The organism is Clostridium yunnanense (genome assembly GCF_016595795.1).
Lineage (GTDB): Bacteria > Bacillota > Clostridia > Clostridiales > Clostridiaceae > Clostridium_AR > Clostridium_AR yunnanense.
Map to the genome: position 1 here is coordinate 57903 of NZ_JAENHN010000041.1, position 19869 is coordinate 77771.

The 19869-nt window shown below is 30.6% G+C and carries 19 protein-coding genes; 13 read left to right on the forward strand and 6 right to left on the reverse strand.

The features are described from left to right. Positions 1 to 2 precede the first annotated feature (2 nt). The gene (locus JHL18_RS14655; RefSeq protein ID WP_183276417.1) at positions 3 to 305 is read right to left on the reverse strand and encodes a hypothetical protein; all 303 of its coding nucleotides are present in this window, start codon (positions 303 to 305) and stop codon (positions 3 to 5) included. Positions 306 to 598: 293 nt separating this feature from the next. Then, on the reverse strand, positions 599 to 1537 hold the full coding sequence (locus JHL18_RS14660) for a polysaccharide deacetylase family protein (RefSeq protein WP_200270479.1): 939 nt from the start codon (positions 1535 to 1537) through the stop codon (positions 599 to 601). Positions 1538 to 1917: 380 nt separating this feature from the next. On the opposite strand from JHL18_RS14660, the gene JHL18_RS14665 reads away from it, so the two are divergent. The 3 genes from JHL18_RS14665 (at position 1918) to JHL18_RS14675 (ending at position 3840) form a co-directional block, all read left to right on the forward strand. Beyond that, on the forward strand, positions 1918 to 2559 hold the full coding sequence (locus JHL18_RS14665; protein WP_200270481.1) for a hypothetical protein: 642 nt from the start codon (positions 1918 to 1920) through the stop codon (positions 2557 to 2559). Between the two features lie 11 nt (positions 2560 to 2570). Then, entirely contained in the window at positions 2571 to 3128 is a 558-nt protein-coding gene (locus JHL18_RS14670) for a hemerythrin domain-containing protein (protein ID WP_200270483.1), read from the forward strand. A gap of 148 nt (positions 3129 to 3276) precedes the next feature. Then, positions 3277 to 3840, forward strand: coding sequence for an N-acetylmuramoyl-L-alanine amidase (locus tag JHL18_RS14675; protein ID WP_200270485.1), 564 nt, complete (start codon positions 3277 to 3279; stop codon positions 3838 to 3840). 139 nt (positions 3841 to 3979) lie between these two features. Here JHL18_RS14675 and JHL18_RS14680 read toward each other — a convergent pair whose 3' ends face one another. Both JHL18_RS14680 and JHL18_RS14685 read right to left on the reverse strand, forming a co-directional pair. Beyond that, on the reverse strand, positions 3980 to 4483 hold the full coding sequence (locus JHL18_RS14680) for an amidase domain-containing protein (protein WP_200270488.1): 504 nt from the start codon (positions 4481 to 4483) through the stop codon (positions 3980 to 3982). 185 nt (positions 4484 to 4668) lie between these two features. Next, entirely contained in the window at positions 4669 to 5388 is a 720-nt protein-coding gene (locus JHL18_RS14685) for a polysaccharide deacetylase family protein (protein ID WP_200270490.1), read from the reverse strand. Between the two features lie 370 nt (positions 5389 to 5758). Between JHL18_RS14685 and JHL18_RS14690 the strand changes: the two genes are divergently transcribed. The 7 genes from JHL18_RS14690 (at position 5759) to JHL18_RS14720 (ending at position 13456) form a co-directional block, all read left to right on the forward strand. Further along, positions 5759 to 6013 carry a hypothetical protein gene (locus JHL18_RS14690; RefSeq protein WP_200270492.1) on the forward strand — a complete coding sequence of 85 codons (255 nt, stop codon included), beginning with the start codon at positions 5759 to 5761 and terminating at the stop codon, positions 6011 to 6013. A 566-nt stretch (positions 6014 to 6579) separates the two neighbouring features. Then, the gene (locus JHL18_RS14695; protein ID WP_200270494.1) at positions 6580 to 7806 is read left to right on the forward strand and encodes a sugar ABC transporter substrate-binding protein; all 1227 of its coding nucleotides are present in this window, start codon (positions 6580 to 6582) and stop codon (positions 7804 to 7806) included. Between the two features lie 64 nt (positions 7807 to 7870). After that, the gene (locus JHL18_RS14700; protein WP_200270496.1) at positions 7871 to 8800 is read left to right on the forward strand and encodes an ABC transporter permease subunit; all 930 of its coding nucleotides are present in this window, start codon (positions 7871 to 7873) and stop codon (positions 8798 to 8800) included. A gap of 1 nt (position 8801) precedes the next feature. Next, positions 8802 to 9686: a sugar ABC transporter permease gene (locus tag JHL18_RS14705; RefSeq protein WP_200270498.1), complete on the forward strand. Its 885-nt coding sequence runs from the start codon at positions 8802 to 8804 to the stop codon at positions 9684 to 9686. Between the two features lie 351 nt (positions 9687 to 10037). Next, the gene (locus JHL18_RS14710; RefSeq protein WP_200270500.1) at positions 10038 to 11759 is read left to right on the forward strand and encodes a glycoside hydrolase family 13 protein; all 1722 of its coding nucleotides are present in this window, start codon (positions 10038 to 10040) and stop codon (positions 11757 to 11759) included. 178 nt (positions 11760 to 11937) lie between these two features. After that, on the forward strand, positions 11938 to 12735 hold the full coding sequence (locus JHL18_RS14715) for a prealbumin-like fold domain-containing protein (protein WP_200270502.1): 798 nt from the start codon (positions 11938 to 11940) through the stop codon (positions 12733 to 12735). Between the two features lie 229 nt (positions 12736 to 12964). Continuing rightward, the gene (locus tag JHL18_RS14720; RefSeq protein WP_200270504.1) at positions 12965 to 13456 is read left to right on the forward strand and encodes a dUTP diphosphatase; all 492 of its coding nucleotides are present in this window, start codon (positions 12965 to 12967) and stop codon (positions 13454 to 13456) included. Between the two features lie 129 nt (positions 13457 to 13585). On the opposite strand, the gene JHL18_RS14725 is transcribed toward JHL18_RS14720, so the two are convergent. Further along, positions 13586 to 15511 carry an ABC-F family ATP-binding cassette domain-containing protein gene (locus JHL18_RS14725; RefSeq protein WP_200270506.1) on the reverse strand — a complete coding sequence of 642 codons (1926 nt, stop codon included), beginning with the start codon at positions 15509 to 15511 and terminating at the stop codon, positions 13586 to 13588. A 227-nt stretch (positions 15512 to 15738) separates the two neighbouring features. Between JHL18_RS14725 and JHL18_RS14730 the strand changes: the two genes are divergently transcribed. The 3 genes from JHL18_RS14730 (at position 15739) to JHL18_RS14740 (ending at position 19118) form a co-directional block, all read left to right on the forward strand. Further along, positions 15739 to 17124 (forward strand): efflux RND transporter periplasmic adaptor subunit, encoded by a 1386-nt coding sequence (locus JHL18_RS14730; RefSeq protein ID WP_200270507.1) that lies wholly within the window; start codon positions 15739 to 15741, stop codon positions 17122 to 17124. Then, positions 17117 to 17830 carry an ABC transporter ATP-binding protein gene (locus JHL18_RS14735; RefSeq protein WP_200270509.1) on the forward strand — a complete coding sequence of 238 codons (714 nt, stop codon included), beginning with the start codon at positions 17117 to 17119 and terminating at the stop codon, positions 17828 to 17830. Before JHL18_RS14730 ends, JHL18_RS14735 begins: the two co-directional genes overlap by 8 nt. A 79-nt stretch (positions 17831 to 17909) precedes the next feature. After that, complete coding sequence (locus tag JHL18_RS14740) at positions 17910 to 19118, forward strand: ABC transporter permease (protein WP_200270511.1); 1209 nt, start codon at positions 17910 to 17912, stop codon at positions 19116 to 19118. Between the two features lie 102 nt (positions 19119 to 19220). On the opposite strand, the gene JHL18_RS14745 is transcribed toward JHL18_RS14740, so the two are convergent. Beyond that, positions 19221 to 19799, reverse strand: coding sequence for a hypothetical protein (locus tag JHL18_RS14745; RefSeq protein ID WP_200270513.1), 579 nt, complete (start codon positions 19797 to 19799; stop codon positions 19221 to 19223). Positions 19800 to 19869 lie beyond the last annotated feature (70 nt).

Here is a 19869-nt window from a genome sequence, read left to right on the forward strand (position 1 = left end):
TACTATTCGTATTTAAACTTTACTATTATTTCTTTAATTTCGCCTTTACTGTTTTTTCTAATCTTAAAGTCTTTGATGTCAGAAAAATCATTACTTAACTGATAGTTTAATTCAGTTATTGTGGCTTTGGTTTTCTTAGCTAGATCGCTGTCTTCAACAACAGTAAATCTATCTTTCTTTGTAGTTATTTCATTTTGTGTATCGTCTAAAATAACGTAATACTTGTCACCTTCATCGATAACTAAGTACTCTTTACCTATAGTTAAAGTAGTACATAATGTATTATTTGAACATTTTACTAACATATAGAAATCCTCCTTTTAATAGAAAATCCTCTTTACTAAAATATATCATAGAATTTTGAAATCTGAGCAGTTTTTTTAGAGAAAAACCTGTTTAAACGCAAGTTTGTAGATTGTAACAAATAAGTTTTTATATACAATAATATTATTATAAATAATTATAAAAAATAAGGACAATATAATGGAATGGTATGAAACTGTAGAGTAACTATGTCCAAACTTAATTTAAACTTGTTCGAAAATCGCGGATTTTCGAACAAGTTTAAATTAATAGTTGATCTAGAAACTCTATACATTTAGGTTAGAGTTTCGAATTCATAGCCTTTGCTTTTTAAATCATTAATTATATCAGGTAAAGCATCAGCAGTAGTGCTCTTATCTTCAGAGTCATGCATTAAGATTACTAACTTATCTTGACCTTTAAAGGTATGCTTATATCCATCAATAAGCTCTTGCTTTGTTTTTGGATTGCCCTCAGCATCACTTGTCATGTTATTCCAATCTAAAAATACATATCCCTGCTTTTTTAATATATGATCTACTTCAGCAGTTTTGTTCCAAGTTCTATGACCACCAGGAAATCTAATTACTCTAGTATGGAAATTATCTCCTAACACATTTTTAAGAACTGTATTGTTCTTCTCTAAATCTTCCATAAAAAACTTGGCATCTACATCTTTTTTAGGGTAGAGCTTGTCAGGATTATGACTATAAGTGTGATTTGCAATAGAATTGCCTTGCATATACTCGTCCATTAGTAATTTTTTTGATTCTGGATGTTTGTCTAACTGATTTCCAACAATAAAGAATGTAGCTTTGATATTATGTTCATTAAGTGTTTTTAAAATTTTAGGAGTAACTTCTAAAGAAGGTCCATCATCAAATGTTAGAAAAGCTATTTTTTTACCATCGGACTTAATTTTGTTTTTTAACAAGAAGTCTTGTATAATTGAGGCATCAAAGCCATTTTTACCATTATTTATTGGTGGCTTTTCTGAATTATGCTCTTTAGGATTATTATAAGAATCAGTATTTATATCATGTTCTTTTAGATGAATGTTAATGCCGTGTGTAGGATTTTTATTAACATTATTAGATACTGAAATCGCAGGGGGAGGTAATTTTGATTTATTATTGACATCATTAATGTGTAGAAATATTATTGATATTAATGTAAATGAAATTATGAACATTAATAGTATGTTGTTGGGTTTTAATTTTTTATGTTTATGCAATTATTTTGTCCCTCCAATTTAGTACTTTTATATTTTTTAACTTATCTGTCATCATAATAAACAATAGATACTTAGTTTGTCAAATAAGCTTACATAATAATTATAAATGCTAAATTTAGTCATTTATTTACAAATCAATAAAAATAAATTACAAAATTAAAACAAAATTATTAAAATGAAATTTTTAATGCTGTAACTTTTGTTACCGTCATTTTTTAGTATTTAATATAAAATAAAGATGTAGGATAAATAAATCGTCACAAAAATGTCAAAGATAATTATTATAATTTGAACGATTTTAAGCTTTAAAATATTTAGATAAAACTGTAGAATATAGTAAATACAACAGTTTACACAAATTTATACGAGGTGATATTAAAATGAGTTTATTTTTAGGAAAGATACATTATTGGCTGTTTAATAAGATAGAGTGGTTTGAAGGTTTAGAAGAAAGTTTAGTTAAGATAGCTGAACAAAAAGGGATAGATATAGAAGATCTAAGAAATGAAATTTATGCAAAGTATGGAGCTCCCGTGGAAGATAGACCTTTAGAAGATATGATTGATACTAGCAATATTCACGGTTGGCTTCAAGGTAAAATAAGTGCTGCTGAATCAAGGCAGGCTGCTTGGATTACTAGACTTCTTGAAAAAGATAGTTTATTAATAAATGATATGATTCAAGTATTTTCAGAGCAAGGTAAGGTTGCAGGTGGAGAATATAAGACAGAAAAAGGTTTCCCTCAAACACCAGCAGAAATTTATACTGCAATGAATGATTACATATTAGAAGGCATGCCTTGTGATAGAGTAAATGAAGTTATTAATAATACCGAAGAGAGAATTGAATGGGTATCTACTCAATGTATTCATCATCAATATTGGGACAGAGAAAATGGTGATGTAGGATTATTCTATAGACTAAGAGATAATTGGCTTAAAGAATTTGTAAAAGAACTAAATAGTAATTTTGAATATAGAATAACTGACAATGGAACAAGAATTATAAAATTAGTAGGCTAGGATGTGATCAAATGGATTCAATCGAATTAATGATGGAAGAACATAGGAACATAAAAAGAATGCTAAAAGTAGTAAGAAGTTTTTGCTTTAAAGTACTTAAAGGTACAGATGCTTCTTATGATGATTTATATTTGATGATTGATTTTATAAGAAATTATGCTGATAAACATCATCATGGTAAAGAAGAACAATTTTTATTCAATAAGATGCAAGAGGAACTAAACCAAGCTATAAAGAAGACAATTCAGTTTGGTATGTTGGTTGAGCATGATCAAGGAAGGTTCTTCATAAACAGTCTTGAGGAAGCTATAAAAAAGGTTTTAGATGGAGAAGAAGAAGCAAAACTTGATGTCATAGCAAATGCTATATCATATGCTAATTTGTTAGATAGACATATAGATAAAGAAGATAAGATTGTATATAAATTTGCAAAAAACAATCTTTCAAGTGAAACACTTGCTTCAATAAATGAGAATTGTGAAGACTTTGAAATAAATGCAGAGAATAGTGGTATACAAAATAAGTATTTAGATTCATTAAATAATCTAGAGAAAAAATATTTAGGATAAAAGAGAGCTACCAGAATAACTTGAGGTTATTTGGTAGCTCTCTCTTTTTAACAATAAATACAAGTCGTTTTTAAACAATAATAGTTACCTTTATAAAAATCAAGCATAGTATGGATATATATAGAATAAAGTTTTAGGTGGTGATAGAATGCGAATTGCAAAAGGTTCTACTATTAGTGGAGATGCTGGGCATAACTGTTATCCAGATGTTGGTGCTAAGGGAATAAGACTTGAGGATAGCTGCACAAAGGCTGTATGGAATCTTATTATGAAAAATCTTCAAGAATTAGGCTATAAGACTAAAGACTGTACACCTTGGGAAAAAAGTTTTAATTCAGCTGGTGCTTCTAAAGGCTATAGAGTTAGACTTGCAAACGAAAGTAATTCATCACTGCATCTTTCTATCCATTTTAATGCGGGAGGTGGAAGAGGAGTAGAATGCTGGGTTAGTGAACTTGGAGGGAGATCGGAAAAGTTTGCTTATAAAATCTGTGAGGAAATCTCTAGGCTTGGATATATAAATAGAGGTGTCAAAAACAGTAACCTATACGTAACAAAATACACAAATATGCCTTGTGTATTGATAGAATGTTGTTTTATTGATTCACAAGAAGATATGGAAAGATATGATCCGTACACAATTGCTAAAGCTATAGTAAAAGCTATAACTGGAGAAACAGCATCTAATAAAGAACCATCGGAAGGTGGATAAGCTATGTGTATAAAAAATTGAAGCTATGGTAACCATAGCTTTCTTTTTTTCTTTAGAAAATCATAATTAAATTACATAAGAGTTTTAATCTTTACTGTTTGTTTTTTTTAAAGCACTGTGTTTAAACGTAGGCTAATCTTTATATAAAAATTCTAACATAGTAGATTGTATCTTTAAAATACTCGCTTTTTATATGAACATTTAAGCCGTTATAGGTATGTTGAGATATTAAAGGTGTGCCGTCACCATCAAATGAGGTTACAATAGAACCATGAAATATCTTTTGGCTTGAGTTTTGAAAGAAAATTAAATCACCCAATGTTAATTCTGAGATGTTTTTCAATAACCTTCCTTTTGGTCCATAATTATTTTTTGTAGAGTTATTTATTAAGAACCAGTAAAGAGAACTCGCTACAGACCAGTTGATAGAGCACTTATAGTAAGGTGATGAAGAAATAGATTGATAAAACCACGGCAAATTACTGTACTGCATCCTTGAACCGCCAGCTAATAGGCATTGTGATAAGAAGCTTGCACAATCACCACCGATTTTACCATATGGCTTCATGTATATAAACTTGTTGTTAGGAGATAAAGCATACTCACTAGCATAGGATACAGCAGCTATATTATTATAATACATAATACATCCATAAAAATTGTTATATGACCATAGTATTCAAATTTAAATAAAAGGTACTATATTAAAATATCTGTTTATATAGAATTTGTATTTTACAACCTTTTCAATTTGATTATTGAAAAGGTTGTAAATTAATATGTATAAACAAGGTGTTATATAATTTCTATATATGTAAGAAGTAGTAATTACCTATGTTTACTTAATCTATATACCTCGGGGGTATCTTCAGTTATTACCTTAAATTCATAACCCTTGCCCTTATAATAGTCTATTATCTCTGGTAGGGCAACAGCAGTGTTTTTGTTTAGATAACCACAATGCATAAGTACCATAGCTGGGTTTTTATCGCTTTTTGCTCTAGAGAAAATCTTGTACGGAGCTAAGCTAGGATTCATTCCGTCAGTTGAATCAACATTCCAATCGTAGATTTTAAAATTGCTGCTGTGAAGTGTATCCACCATTGCTGTAGTTAATTTATAAGAATTGTTGTTACATCCAAATGGAAATCTAATTATAGATGTTTTTACTCCTGTGGCGTCATAAATTATTTGTTGAGTTAACAACATTTCATCCACAAAACTTTTGTTATTTCTATAAATCTTATCTTTTTCATGGCTGTAGGTATGGAGTCCTACTGCATTACCTTCATCAACCATTCTTTTTACAAGTGGTTCTTGACCTTTAATCATGTTACCGATGAGAAAGAATGTGGCATGAACATTTTTTTCTTTTAAAATATCTAATACTTTATTATTCAATTTCCCGCTAGGACCATCATCAAATGTTAAATAGACTACTTTCTGATCATTTAGGGTTTCTTCCAATGCAAAAGCATTAACGGTATTCGAACTAATTAAAATAAATGATAAGAGGATACAAAATGTAATCCGAGTAGTATGCCTCATATAATCGCCTCCTAGAGATTTTTACAAATTATTTATTTTCATCTTTTTATTATCTCAAATAGAGGAAAAAATATTGTATTTTTTATTAGGTAATAGAACCCAGTTTGGAAAGGTTTGTACAAACGAGTATATAATACTATATTATGCAGTAACTATAATTATAATTTACAATTTGTTCATGGATTTTTTATTGATAAATGATATAATAAAAGCAATACAAGCATTCAGTGAGTCTTGTAAATAATTTTAATAGAATAAAAATAAATACATAGATGCCGAAGTTAATATCTTTAAATGAATAGTTTGTATTTTAAATATTTAATTGATATGTGCATATGTATATAAGGAGAAGAGGTATCGAATTTTAATTATGGAAGGTATAGTGAAGATTTTAGTTGTCATTGCAATAATAATAGGAGCATTTATGCTGTTTAAACTCCTACTACCTGTAATATTACTTACAGTACTTGCAGTATGGCTATATAAAAGTATAAAAAATAGCAGTATTTTTTCTTCAAGAAATAAACAGAAAAAAGATGAGACAATAAAGCCAAACTTAAATAATCATGCAAAAGATAATCCTACAGGTAGTAAAGTTGTTGATGTGGATTACGAAGAATTATAATTAAGTTAATGAGATATATATTGATATTAAATATGAGTTTTAAAGCATCTTAAATTACAAGATGCTTTTTTTATTGTATATGAAAATATAAATTTTTTAAGGTAGTTAAACCTAGGGGTTTTGATTGTCTTTTCAGCAAACTTTTTATTCTTTAGGAAATTATAATTCAATGAGATATTGGGGTAAGCATACGTAACAGACTTAAAACATAATATAAGTTAGAGAGCAAAAAGAAGAATGTGGATTCAGCTAAAGAATCTTTCATAAAAACAAATTTTTTAACATTTAAAAGTATTAATTTAGTTTTCCTATTAAATGATAAAAGTATACTTATAACTTACAATAAAGATGTAATATGTAGCATTATTAAGAAATAATTAAAGATATGAAGGTAAATGCTAATAATCGGTAAATAGGAGAAAAAACAGTAAAAAATAAGTTGAAAACATGTTGACAACGTATTCATTAGAATTTATAATGAAATTACAGTAAATCACAAACGTTAATGCAACCGATTGCGCTAATGTTTGAAATATTATAAATTAATTAATTATGGGGGGTACAATATGAGTAAACGTGTAAAGGTTTTAGCAACAGTAATGTCAGCTCTAGTAATTTCAACTGCATTTATAGGATGTGGAAAAAAAGATGATTCCACAGCTTCAAAGGATTCTAAGGGTGGGAAAGAATTAGTTGTTTGGTCACATTTAGTAACTAATGAAGTAAAAGAACTGGACAAGATTGCTCAGCAATGGGCTAAGGAAACTGGAAATAAGGTTAAGGTTGTAGAGGACAAGGGCGATTTCCAAGCTTATATTCAAGCAGCTCAAAGTTCTAAAGGACCAGATATAATGTATGGTTTAGCAAATGATAATCTTGGAACATTCCAAAAAGCTGGAGTATTAGCAGAAGTTCCTTCTGGAGTTATCGACGATAGCAAATATGCTTCTAAATCAGTTTTAGATGCTGTAACCCTACAAGGTAAAAAATATGCAGTTCCAATATCAATGGAAACATTTGCTCTGTTCTACAATACTGACAAGGTAAAAGAAGTTCCAAAGACTATGGATCAACTAGTTGAAAAAGCTAAAGAAGTAGGCTTTAAATATGACATAAATAATTTCTACTATTCATATGCTTTCCTTGCAGCAAATGGTGGATATGTATTTAAGAATAATGGCGGTACATTAGATGCAAAAGATATCGGATTAAATAATGAAGGTGCAGTAAAAGGATATCAATTTATTCAAGACTTAGTTGTTAAAAATAAGTTTATGAGCGCTGACATAAAGGGTGATGGAGCTAAGGGAGATTTCCAAGCTGGTAAGATTGGCTTCTATATCGGCGGACCATGGGATGTTGATGGATTCAAAAAGGCTAACACTCCATTTAAGGTAGTTCCACTTCCACAAACAAACGGTAAAGCAACTCCATCCTTCATGGGAGTTCAAACAGCATTTGTAAGTTCAAAATCAAAGAATCAAGATACAGCTTGGGAATTAATGAAGTACTTAAATGAAAAAGCTCCATTATCACTATTTGAAGTTGGAAACAGAATACCAGTTTTAAAAGATGCTTTAAATAGCGATAAGTTCAAGGCTAGTGAAACAGCTGTACAATTTTCTGAGCAAGCAAAGGTTGCAGAACCAATGCCAAATGTACCTGAAATACAAGCTATGTGGACACCAGGCGGAAACAACTTACAACTTTTAACAGCAGGTAAACTAGATGCTAAAAAAGCTGCTGATACAACAGTTGAGCAAATTAAGCAAGGTATTGCACAACAAAAATAATTTAGGTTAAACTATATAGGGGGATAAATCCCCCTTTTTTAAAAAATAATTAGGGGGGTTAGTTGTGGAAAGAGTTACTAGCAATAGAAGAAATGGATTAAAAGCAATTCCATATTTATCACCAGCACTTATTTCAATATTTATCTTTACAGTATTACCAATTATATATACAGTATATGTCTCTTTGACTGATTTCACCATGTATAATAGAGATACTTATCAGTTTGTAGGATTGAGCAATTTTAAAGAAGTATTAACAGGACCTTTTAAACAGGTTTTTTTACCGGTTTTTGGATGGACATTTTCATTCGCATTAATTTCAACAGCAACTTGTTTCTTTGTAGGATTGATAATAGCGCTTGTTCTTTCTAACAAAAACATGAAAGAAGCGTTCGTATATAAAGGCTTTTTAGTTATTCCTTGGGCATTGCCTGTAGCGGTAGCTATACTATCTTGGCAGGGCTTACTAAACACTGATTACGGTGCAATTAATACAATTTTAGTTAATCTTCATATTTTGAAAGAACCTCTACAATGGTTAACTAATCCTTGGTGGGCAAGAATAGCGATTATAATAGTGAATATCTGGCTTGGATTTCCATATATGATGAATATATGTATAGGTGCAATTTCAGCTATATCAGAAGATCAATATGAAGCAGCAGAAGTAGATGGTGCAAGCAAGTTCACTCAATTTAGAAAGATAACTTTACCAGAACTAGCAAGAACGGCATATCCTTTGCTGATATCAACTTTTGCATTTAATTTTAATAACTTTGGATCAGCATTTTTACTTACAGAAGGTGGACCAGCAAGATTAGATACACAATTTGCAGGTTACACAGATATACTTTCATCAACAACATATAAATTGGCAACACAATTTGGAAGATACGACATAGGATCAGCACTTTCTATAATAATATTCTTGATAATAGCTACAATTTCAGTAATACAAATGAAAGCATCAGGACAATTTAAGGAGGTTGATTAGTATGTTATCTACTAAAGAATCTAGTAATATTAAAACTAATCTAAAGTACAAGAAGAAACTTAGAACTTCTGAAGTGAGAAATCTTTGGCTTAGTAGAATATTTATATGGTTTGTTGTTATTGTAACCATGATTCCTATCATTGCAGTATTAACTTCGTCAATGGCTTCAGGAGATGCCTTTGTACAAACTACATTCTTCCCTAAAGAGTGGACCTTAAAAAATTACGCTAAGGTATTAAATGAAACAGACTTCTTGATATGGTTTAAGAATTCAATGATTTTATGCTTTTCAGTTGCGTTTATTCAATTAGCTATGACCTTACCAGCAGCATTTGCTTTTGCAAGGGTGAGATTTACAGGTAGAAAAAATGGACTTATGGCATTACTTGTTCTTCAATACTTTCCAGCAACAATGGCGCTACCTGCAATCTTAGGTATTGCTTATAAATTTGAGTTTATGGATAAGTTTTGGACACTTATAATATTACTTGCAGGCGGATCTGCTTATAGCATATGGCTTCTTAAGGGGTTTATTGATGGAATTCCTAAGGATTTAGATGAAGCTGCATATGTTGATGGAGCAACTACTTGGCAGATGTTTGTTAAGATAATACTACCTTTAACTAAATCAATGCTTGTGGTTATGTTCTTGTTTTCATTCATTGGAACATACTCAGAATTTATTTTTACGTCTGCATTGATGAAAGATGCAGCAAACCAAACAATAGCTACAGGACTTAGGAGTTTTATAAAAAATCAATTTGCTGCAAACTGGACTCAGTTCTCAGCTGCATCAGTAATGGCATCACTTCCTATAGCTATAGTATTTACCGCATGCCAGAAATTTATTGCTCAGGGTCTTGTTGCGGGATCAGTAAAGGGCTAATATTCAAAGATGGAAACTTTAGTGTTAAATCTATTTTAAAAAATCTTCTGGATTCTGGAGGAGAGTTTGAAAATATAAATCTAATCTTGAAGTGATTCATCTATAGATAATATAATATTTGATTAAAAATTTTCAAAACTTTGTCGGTAAAATCCATAAGGTTTTGAAAATTTTAATTATATAGCAAGATTTAGTATTAGTTTTAAGATAAATATATTAATAGTAATCTATATAAAAATAATAATACTATTGGTACATTAGCTTTCAGTGAACTTTATAGTCTTAAAAAGTAAAGATTATATATTTTACATGGCTAGTGTTTACCTAATTATATAATAAGAGGTGGAACATATGAATAAACATGCAATACATCATATAACAGAGGCTCCTTACGCTTATGGAACAGGAGATAAATCTTTACATTTAAAGCTTAGAACAGCAAAAGACGACTTAAAATCAGTAGTTGCTTATTATAAGGATAGATATGATTGGGAAAATGAATTTGATACTATAGAATTGAAAAAAGCAAATACCTCTGATCTTTTTGATTATTATGAAATTGATATTGAAGTAGAAGAAAAAAGATTTAGATATTTCTTCGAATTAACAGATTTAGAAGATAATAAGGTCTTCCTTAATGAAAGAGGTTTAGTTGATAAAAAACCTAGTAATCCTAATGCATTCCAGTTCCCATTCCTTTGTAAAGCAGATCTATATAAAGAGGTAGAATGGGCTCAAGAAGGGGTAGTTTATCAAATCTTCCCAGATAGATTCTCTAATGGAGATAAGAATAATGATCCTAAGGGGACGCTTCCTTGGGGAGATAAAGTAACTCCTGAAACTATGTTTGGAGGAGATCTACAAGGTATAATTAATAAGGTAGACTATCTTAGTGACTTAGGCGTAAGCATACTTTACATGACTCCAATATTTAAGTCAAGATCTAACCACAAATATGACACAACTAACTACTATGAAATAGATCCTCAGTTTGGAGATAATGAAACACTAAGAGAACTGGTTAAAAAATGCCATGATAAAGGAATTAAGGTTGTTTTAGATGCAGTCTATAATCACTCGGGAAGTGACTTCTTTGCCTTTGAAGATTTAGTAGAAAAAGGTGAGAAATCAAAGTATAAGGATTGGTATTTTGTTGACTCATACCCAGTAGATATTGAGGAAGTAAATTATCTAACATTTGCAAATAAGGTTTCAAGAATGCCTAAGTTGAATACAAACAATCCTGAAGTTAAAGATTATTTATTAAAAGTATCTAAGTATTGGATTGAGGAGATAGGAATAGACGGCTGGAGACTAGATGTTTGTGATGAAGTAGATCATGCATTTTGGAGAGACTTCAAAAAAGCTGTTAAGGAATCAAAGGAAGATGGTTTCATAATTGGTGAGATAATGCATGAATCCAATTCTTTCTTAAAAGGTGATCAGTTAGATTCAATAATGAACTATCCTTTTAGAGAATGCTGTTTAGATTTTTTTGCAAGGAAAGTTATGAATGCGGATGAGCTTGATCATATACTTGCTGAGAGCAGAGCTTTATATATGAATTCAGTAAATAGGCAGCTGCTAAACCTTATAGATAGTCATGATACTGCTAGGTTCTTAACTGAGTGCGAAGGCGATAAAGACAAGATGAAACTTGCTATTGCGCTTCAATACACGTATATAGGAATCCCATATATATACTATGGTGATGAAATCGGAATGGAAGGTAAAAACGATCCTGATTGTAGAAGATGTATGATATGGGAAAAAGAAAAACAAGATTTAGATATGCTTAAGTTATATAAATCTTTAAATGATGTTAGAAAAAAATCTAAGGCTCTTGTGTATGGGGATTATACTAATATATGCAAGGATGGAATGGCGCTAGGTTTCATAAGAAGTTATAGAGATGAGAAAGTATTGGTGTTAATAAACAACAATGAAGATAAATATGAGTATTCATTAGATATTAATGCTCCAGCTTACGATCTATATGAGAATAAAAAACAAGTGATTGATGGCAAAATAGTTTTAGAGCCAATGTCATTCAAGATTCTGAAATTAAGTTAATATTAAAATATTTAGTAGAGTTTAAAGACAACCAATATTGAACATTGGTTGTCTTTTCGCATATATTAAATTATATTTAAAACAAAAACTTATGATTTATCTTACTGTCGAAGTTAATCACATAACTGGTATCTCTTACATAATATGTAGAAGAAGGATGAAAAGGAGGGATACCACTGTGGGTATGAAATTTTCTGACAATCTATATAATCTTAATAACTCAGATTATGATAGTCTGTATAACAATGAAACTTTAGAATGGCTAAATGGTAATCATGAACTTGGTAGTGATTTTGCGTCAAATAATCAGGTGAATATTGAAAATAACTTTGACGTAGATATAGACTTAGAGCAATTTAATGAATCTACCATTAGAGAAGAAAAACGTAATAGTGGATGCAACGATAATCATCATGATGACCATCATGATGAATGTCACGATGACCATGAACATCATCATGATCACGATCATGACCATCATCACGAAAGAAAAGGTGGCAGAATAGTATTTACATCAAGACTTATAAGTGTAGATGGAGAACCAATCAGTGGAGTAAGAGTTTTTCTACTAAGATTGGATACTTGTGGCTGTGATACTAAGTTCTGTTTTGTATCATCAAAAATTACTGATAGAAATGGTAGAGCTGTATTCGAAGGGTTGAGAGATGGTATTTATAAGATAGTTCAACCAATAGATAAATGCGTTTTTAGAGATCCGATATATGTTCCAAGCGATCAGGTTACTATAAATAGCAATCATAGAGAACGTCAAGTTACAGCTGTTAACAGAATTAGAAGAGAAGTTTTAGCAAACTTTAATCAAAATAGATGCTGCAACAACTTCAATAATGGTTGTGGAGGCTTCGGCAATAACTGTGGTGGATTTGGTAATAACTGCGATGGTTTTGGGTTTGATGGCTTCTGGATTTTATTATTGTTATTCGGATTCTGTGGCTGCGGATTCTGGTTCATATAACATGAGTAAATTATAAAATAGATAAGATGCCGATTAGGCATCTTATCTATTTTTTCTTTTTTTGTTATAATATAAGAAAACTATACCTGTGAAAATTATATAGAAAACATAAAAAAGTTTATATAATTAATGGTACAAATGATATCTGTAACTTAATAAGAACTTATAGATAACCGGTGTTTTACTATGATATCAAAACTATATTGAAAAAGGATGGAAGATATTAAGCATGAAGATAAGGGTTAAGTATTTTGAAGGAGCAACCAAGTTGAAAAAAATAGAAAAAGGCAATTGGATTGATGTATATGCAAATAAAGATGTATTTATTAAAGTTGGAGAAAGAGCAATGATACCATTGGGATTTGCATTAGAATTACCAGAGGGGTGGGAAGCTCATTTAGCACCTAGAAGTTCAACATTCAAAACGTGGGGAATTATTCAAACTAATTCAGTTGGTGTTGTTGATGATACATATATAGGTGATAACGATCAATGGCATATGCCAGTATATTGTTTACAAGGAAGACATTTAGAGAAATGTTCAAAAACACTCTCAAATAAATCTTTATCTGAAGTGGAGTGTGAAGGAACCTGGATTAAGAGCGGGGATAAAATAGGACAGTTTAGAATAATGGAGGTAATGCCAGAATTAGAATTTGAAGAAGTGGAGTCTTTTGGAAATAGTGATCGTGGTGGATTTGGATCTACTGGGTTAAGATAGAACAGGCATATACATAGAAAAACAGGCTTCTAGATGATATGAACTCACTAGAGCCTATTCTTCACTATATTGGAATTATAAAGTTCTTATATCAGCTAAAGCTAGAGCTTTCAAGGCTTTTCATAACTTTTAAGAATTTGATTCTAGTTCTTCCCATTGCTCATATAAGCGATCTATTTCTTCTTGAGTAGAAACAATCTCCTTATTAACCTTTCCGCTCTCAACTGGATTGGAATATATTTCTTCTAAACATAAATCTTCTTGCAATTTTAATAGTTTTTCTTCTAGTATAGAGATGTCTTTTTCTAAATTTTTCAATTTTAAACTATTTTCTTTTTCTAGTTTTTCAGCTTCTTTTTTCTTTTTTCTTTCTTCCTTGATTTGAGTTTTAGTCTTGCCAAGCTGTTCCTCTTCTAATCCTTCATATCTATTAGGATTTTTCTTCTTTTCAGTATAATAGTTATAATTTCCTAGATATTCTTTAATGCCACTTTGTTCTAATTCATATATTTTATTTATAACTTTATTTAAAAAATATCTATCATGAGATATTACAATTAAAGTGCCATCGTAATCAAGTATGGCTTCTTCTAAGGCTTCTCTTGACATTATATCTAAGTGGTTTGTTGGTTCGTCTAGTAATAGAAAGTTGGATTTAGAAAGCATAAGCTTCAGTAAGTTTATCCTGCAACGTTCTCCACCACTTAAATTTTCTATCTTTTTAAATACATCTTCATTGAAAAATAGAAAAGAGGCTAAAGCTGTTCTTATTTCTGTAGTAGACATCTTAGGAAATTCATCCCAAACTTCATCAATTACTGTTTTATCAAGATTCAAATTGGACTGCTCTTGGTCGTAGTAACCTAAAAATACATTCTTTCCTAAATAGGTGATTCCGTTATCAGCTTTTATATCTCCCATAATTATCTTGAAAAGTGTAGTCTTACCCCTACCATTTTCGCCTATTAGCGCGACCTTGTCACCTCTTCTAAGATCAAAGTTAACATCCTCAAATAGTAACTTATCACTGTATCCTTTGGATAGATTCTCTACATGAATTACGTCATTACCACTTTTAATTTGTGATTGAAAAGAAATTCTTGTTCCATTTTTTTCTCTATCAGGAGCATCAATTTTTTCCATTTTATCTAATGCCTTTTGTCTGCTTTCCGCAGCACGTATACTTTTTTCTCTATTAAAAGATCTAAATTTTTCTATAATATCTTCTTGTCTTTTAATTTCTGCTTGCTGCAGATTAAATGCCTTTAATTTTGCATCATAGTCTTTTTTTCTAAGTTCTAAATATCTAGTATACGGAGCATTATAGCAGTTAACATGGCCATTTATAAGCTCGTAGGTATGTGTAGTTATACTGTCTAAGAAAAATCTATCATGAGATATTACTAAAACAGTTCCCTTATAGCTTTTAAGATATTCTTCAAGCCATTCAATAGCATCTAAATCTAAGTGATTAGTAGGTTCATCTAATAAAAGTAAATCAGGCTTAATTAAAAGTAATTTACATAGAGCTACCCTAGTCTTCTGGCCACCGCTAAGAACATTGATAGGCTTATCGAAGTCCTCTTCTGTAAAGCCGAGGCCCTTTAATACTCTGGAGATTTCTCCTCTAAAAATATATCCGCCTCTGTTTTCATATAGTTCGTGACCTTGAGTATAATCCTTAATTAACTTATCATGATATTCTTGTTTTGATATGTCATAAGGTTCATTCATTTTTTCTTCAATAGTTTTTAGTTTCTTTTCAAGATTCATTAAATCGGAAAAAACTATAAGCATCTCATCCATTATTGTGTTAAAGTTTTCTAACGCAAGATGCTGTGAGAGATATCCCAAAGTGCTATTTTTGTCTATAAAAACTTCACCGCTATCATAAGACACTTCTCTTGTAAGTATACGAAATAATGTAGACTTTCCTTCACCGTTTGCTCCTATAAGCCCGACTTTTTCGCCTTCATTTATATTAAAAGTTACATCCTTTAAAATTTCATCTATACCAAAACTTTTTTTAATATTTTTACAACTTAAGATTATCATAAATAAAACTCCTTTATACTGACAATTATAAATGTATGTAAGAAAAATTAAATTTGTGATTTTAATTTTGTTACACACATGCAAACACGATTAATTATACTATCCATCTCACTTTTACACAAATATTCAATTAAATAATATTATTAATAATATTATTTAAACTATTATATATAATAATACTGTAAATAGGCAAGAAGCTTAAGAAAGGAAGTGAACCATTAGAAGATATGAACAAAAGAAAAAAGATAATAACATTAATTGTAGTAATAACTTTAATATGCACTGCTTTTGGATTTTTTCAATTTAGAAGAAATAGGTCTAACAACATTTCTGCAAAAACTATAATAGTTACGAAAGAAAACATTAAGTCTTATTTAAATACCACAGGGATTGTTAAGGCCAAAAACATTAAAGATTATTACGGTTCACAGTTAAAGGTCACTAGTATCAACTTCAAGATTGGAGACAAAGTGAAGAAAGGTGACATTCTAATGAGCTTCGATGTATCGGAACTGCAAAATGCGGCTAAGCAAGCAAAGATTCAATATGATAGTGCAATTTTGCAAAAGCAGGATTTATTGAACCAAAATGCTAAGATGAACAGTAAAATTACTGATCTAGATAGTGAAATAGCAGATGTTAAGAGCAAGATTGAGCAGTTTAAGTTAGGTAAAAATGCAGTAACTAATAATTATGGCTTTATAAATACTGTAAGTGCATTAAAAGATAAGATAACAAATAAAGAAAAAAAATATTCGAAAGAGGCAGCTAGCACTTTAGATAATAATGAGAAAGATTCTACAATAGCTCAGACTGATAGCACTGCAAGCATAGGTGCTTTGCAGCAGTTATCAAAAACTCTAACTACACTTGAAATGCAAAGAAATAGCATACAACCAATTTCTGAAGAAAAACTTAAGCAGATGGATAATACAGTTGCTCTTGCTAAAATTGCTTTTGAGTCAGCTAATTCTAGGCTAAGATATATGCCAGAGAACTTAACTGCTGATTTTGATGGAACTATCACTGCATTAAATGCAGCTACAGGAAGTATAGTGAATCCTACTTCTGCTGCAGTAACTATTGAGGATTTGGAAAATTTAAAGGTAGTTGTATCTTTAGGGAAATCAGATATTGATAAAGTAAAACTGGATCAGACTGCTACAATCAGAAGCAATGGCAAAGAGTACAATGGAAAAATATCTTTTATTAGTCCTTCTGGTAAAAAAGGATTATCAGGAATTAGCATGATGACTAATGCTACGAGTAATGATGTAACAATGGATGCAGAAATTGAACTTTCCGATTCTGATGAAGATTTAAAAGCGGAATTTGATGTAGATATTGATATTTTACTTGCTGAGAAAAATTCAGTGGTAGCAGTACCAATGGAGGCAATAAAAGCTGTAAAAGGAGGGCGGTATGTTGTATATACCGTAGATGCTAATGGGAGAGTATATGAAAGAGATGTTCAGTTAGGAATACAATCTGAGATAAACGCTGAAATTATTAAGGGTATAAATATAGGCGAAAGGATAATATTAAATCCAAGTACTACGATAAGAGACGGAATTACGGTTAAGCTTAGTGGTAAAGGAGGATCTAATGATTGAAATATCGGAAATATACAAGACATATAAAACAGGAGATCTAAACTTTACTGCACTTAAAGGAGTAAGCTTTAAAATAAATAGAGGTGAGTTTGCCTCAATTATGGGACCATCAGGTTCAGGAAAAAGTACTTTGATGAATATACTTGGTTGTTTAGATAGATTGGATGGGGGAAAGTATATACTAAATGGAGAGAACGTATCAAATATGACTGACAATGAGTTAGCAAGAGTAAGAAATAAAGAGATAGGTTTTGTTTTTCAAAATTTTAATCTTTTACCTAGGATGACTATACTTGAAAATGTTGAGTTACCAATGATATATGCTGGTATTTCAGCTAAGGAAAGAAGAAGTAGGGCACTCTTAGCTTTAGAAAAGGTTTCACTTACAAATTGGATAAAGCATAAGCCTAATGAGATATCTGGAGGACAGAAGCAAAGGGTAGCCATCGCAAGAGCTATAGTTAATTCTCCATCAGTAATTATGGCTGATGAACCTACAGGAAACCTAGATTCGCAGGTCAGTTTAGAGGTCATGAAGATATTTCAGGATTTAAATGAAGAAGGAGCTACTATAATAATGGTTACTCACGAACCAGATATAGCAATGTACACGAAAAGATTAGTGAAAGTTAAAGATGGGTTAATAATTAACGATGAAAAGGTTGAAAATAGGATAATTGTCAATAATACAGTGCTAAAAACTTAATTCCATTCTTAGAATGATTCTGAATTTTAGACATTAAGATAGTTCTCAAATTAAAATAAATTAATTTAGGGGGATTGACATGGACTTTATAGAAAACTTTAGAATGTCCCTAGACAGCATTAAAGCTAATAAGTTAAGATCATTTTTAACCATGTTAGGAATTATAATAGGTATAAGTTCTGTTATTGCAATACTATCCCTTGGAAATGGTGGTAAAGCTAGTATAACTGGAGAGTTAGAGAAAATTGGGTCCTCTACAGTTGAGCTAAAGGTGTCTGGACAACAAATTACTAAATCAGATTATTTTAATGTAAATGATGTTAAGGCTATAAAGGACAAGAGCGAAAATGTTAAATACATATCTCCATTAATACAAAAATCAGGAACTGTAAGAGTAAGTGATAAAAGCAAGAGAGCTGTAGTATATGGAGGGAACACAGATTTTAGTTATATACAGAATTATGAGTTCCTATTTGGGCGGTTTTTCAATGAAAGAGAGATGGAAGCTGGAAAAAATGTAGCAGTTGTTGATGAAATTACTGCAGAATATCTATTTGGATATAAAGATATTACAGGAGAATCCATATTAATAGGAAGAAATAATTCGCCTAAAAAAGTGACAGTTGTTGGTGTAACCAAATCTTCTGAACTTATGGTAGGATTTGCTCAAGACCAAATTCCTGCGTTTATAGCTATGCCTGTTGCTACAATAGAAAATATTTATGATCTTAGTGATAATTTTGATAGTATGTATGTTTTAGCTGAGACAAAAGATAAAGTTGATACTGCAACCAGTGATTCAATAAATATTTTAGAAGCTAGACATAATAACAAAGGTAAAGAGGTATATACTGGAGAAAAGCTTATGAAACAGGTTGAGCAAGTAAATAAGGTTATAGATATATTTACTTCATTTATAGGAGCAGTGGCGGCTATATCCTTACTTGTAGGTGGAATCGGAGTAATGAACATTATGCTTGTGTCAGTAACTGAAAGAACAAGAGAAATAGGTATAAGAAAGGCAATAGGTGCTACTACTAATTTGATTTTAATTCAATTTCTAACTGAATCAGTTATTATATCTTTAATAGGTGGAGTAGTTGGAATGGTCATAGGTATTTTAGGTGCTTTTGCTATAGGGAGATTAGCAAATGTTACGCCTATTTTATACATTAAACATATATTTCTTGTAATATTATTTTCTATGAGTGTAGGGATATTCTTCGGTATTTATCCTGCTCGAAAAGCAGCAAAGTTAGATCCAATTGATGCTTTAAGATATGAATAATAGATAAATAGATTTTTATTTATAAAAAAGTTGTTAACAGATATTAAAAAGCAGTACGCAAAAAAACTCGCTGAAAAACAAAACTTCAGCGAGTTTTTTTGTCTATTCCTTTGAAGAATACTTTATAGAAAGTGCAATTAATTTCTTTACAATCATTTTAGAAACTGGAAAAGGAATCTTATAGGCTTCTAGGCTTCTCAAAATTGAATTGTTATTCTCTTCTATTTTACTAAATATTTCATTAATCTTATCGCTGGTAAGTCTTTCATCGAAGTCACTATCTATATCTTCAAAAAGTTGAACAGGGACTGGCACATAACCCCTGTTAATTTCAGTGGAACTGTTGAAAAGTGAATTAAACCAATATGTTGAAGAAAGCTTTATTTTGTTGAAGTTATCTCCAATTGAGGATCTATTATCAAATCCATTTAAATATAGATTGTTTGTAAAAGGTATTGAATTTTCAGAGAATGGAACTACATTCTCCGAAAAAGGAGCTGAGTTCTCTAAAAAAGGAACATTACTCTCTGAAAATGGAACAAACTTATCTGGAAATAACGTGGTATTCTCAGAAATAGATAATAGATTTTCAGAAAAAGGAGAATCATATTCTCCTATAAATGGCTCAAAGCTTAAATCATCATTAATTGGTTTATCCATGTACTTCCTGTCAGGATACATTTTAATACCTCCAAATAAAACTCTTATAATTATATGTTTAAATAATATGAAGAATTAATGAAAGTAGACT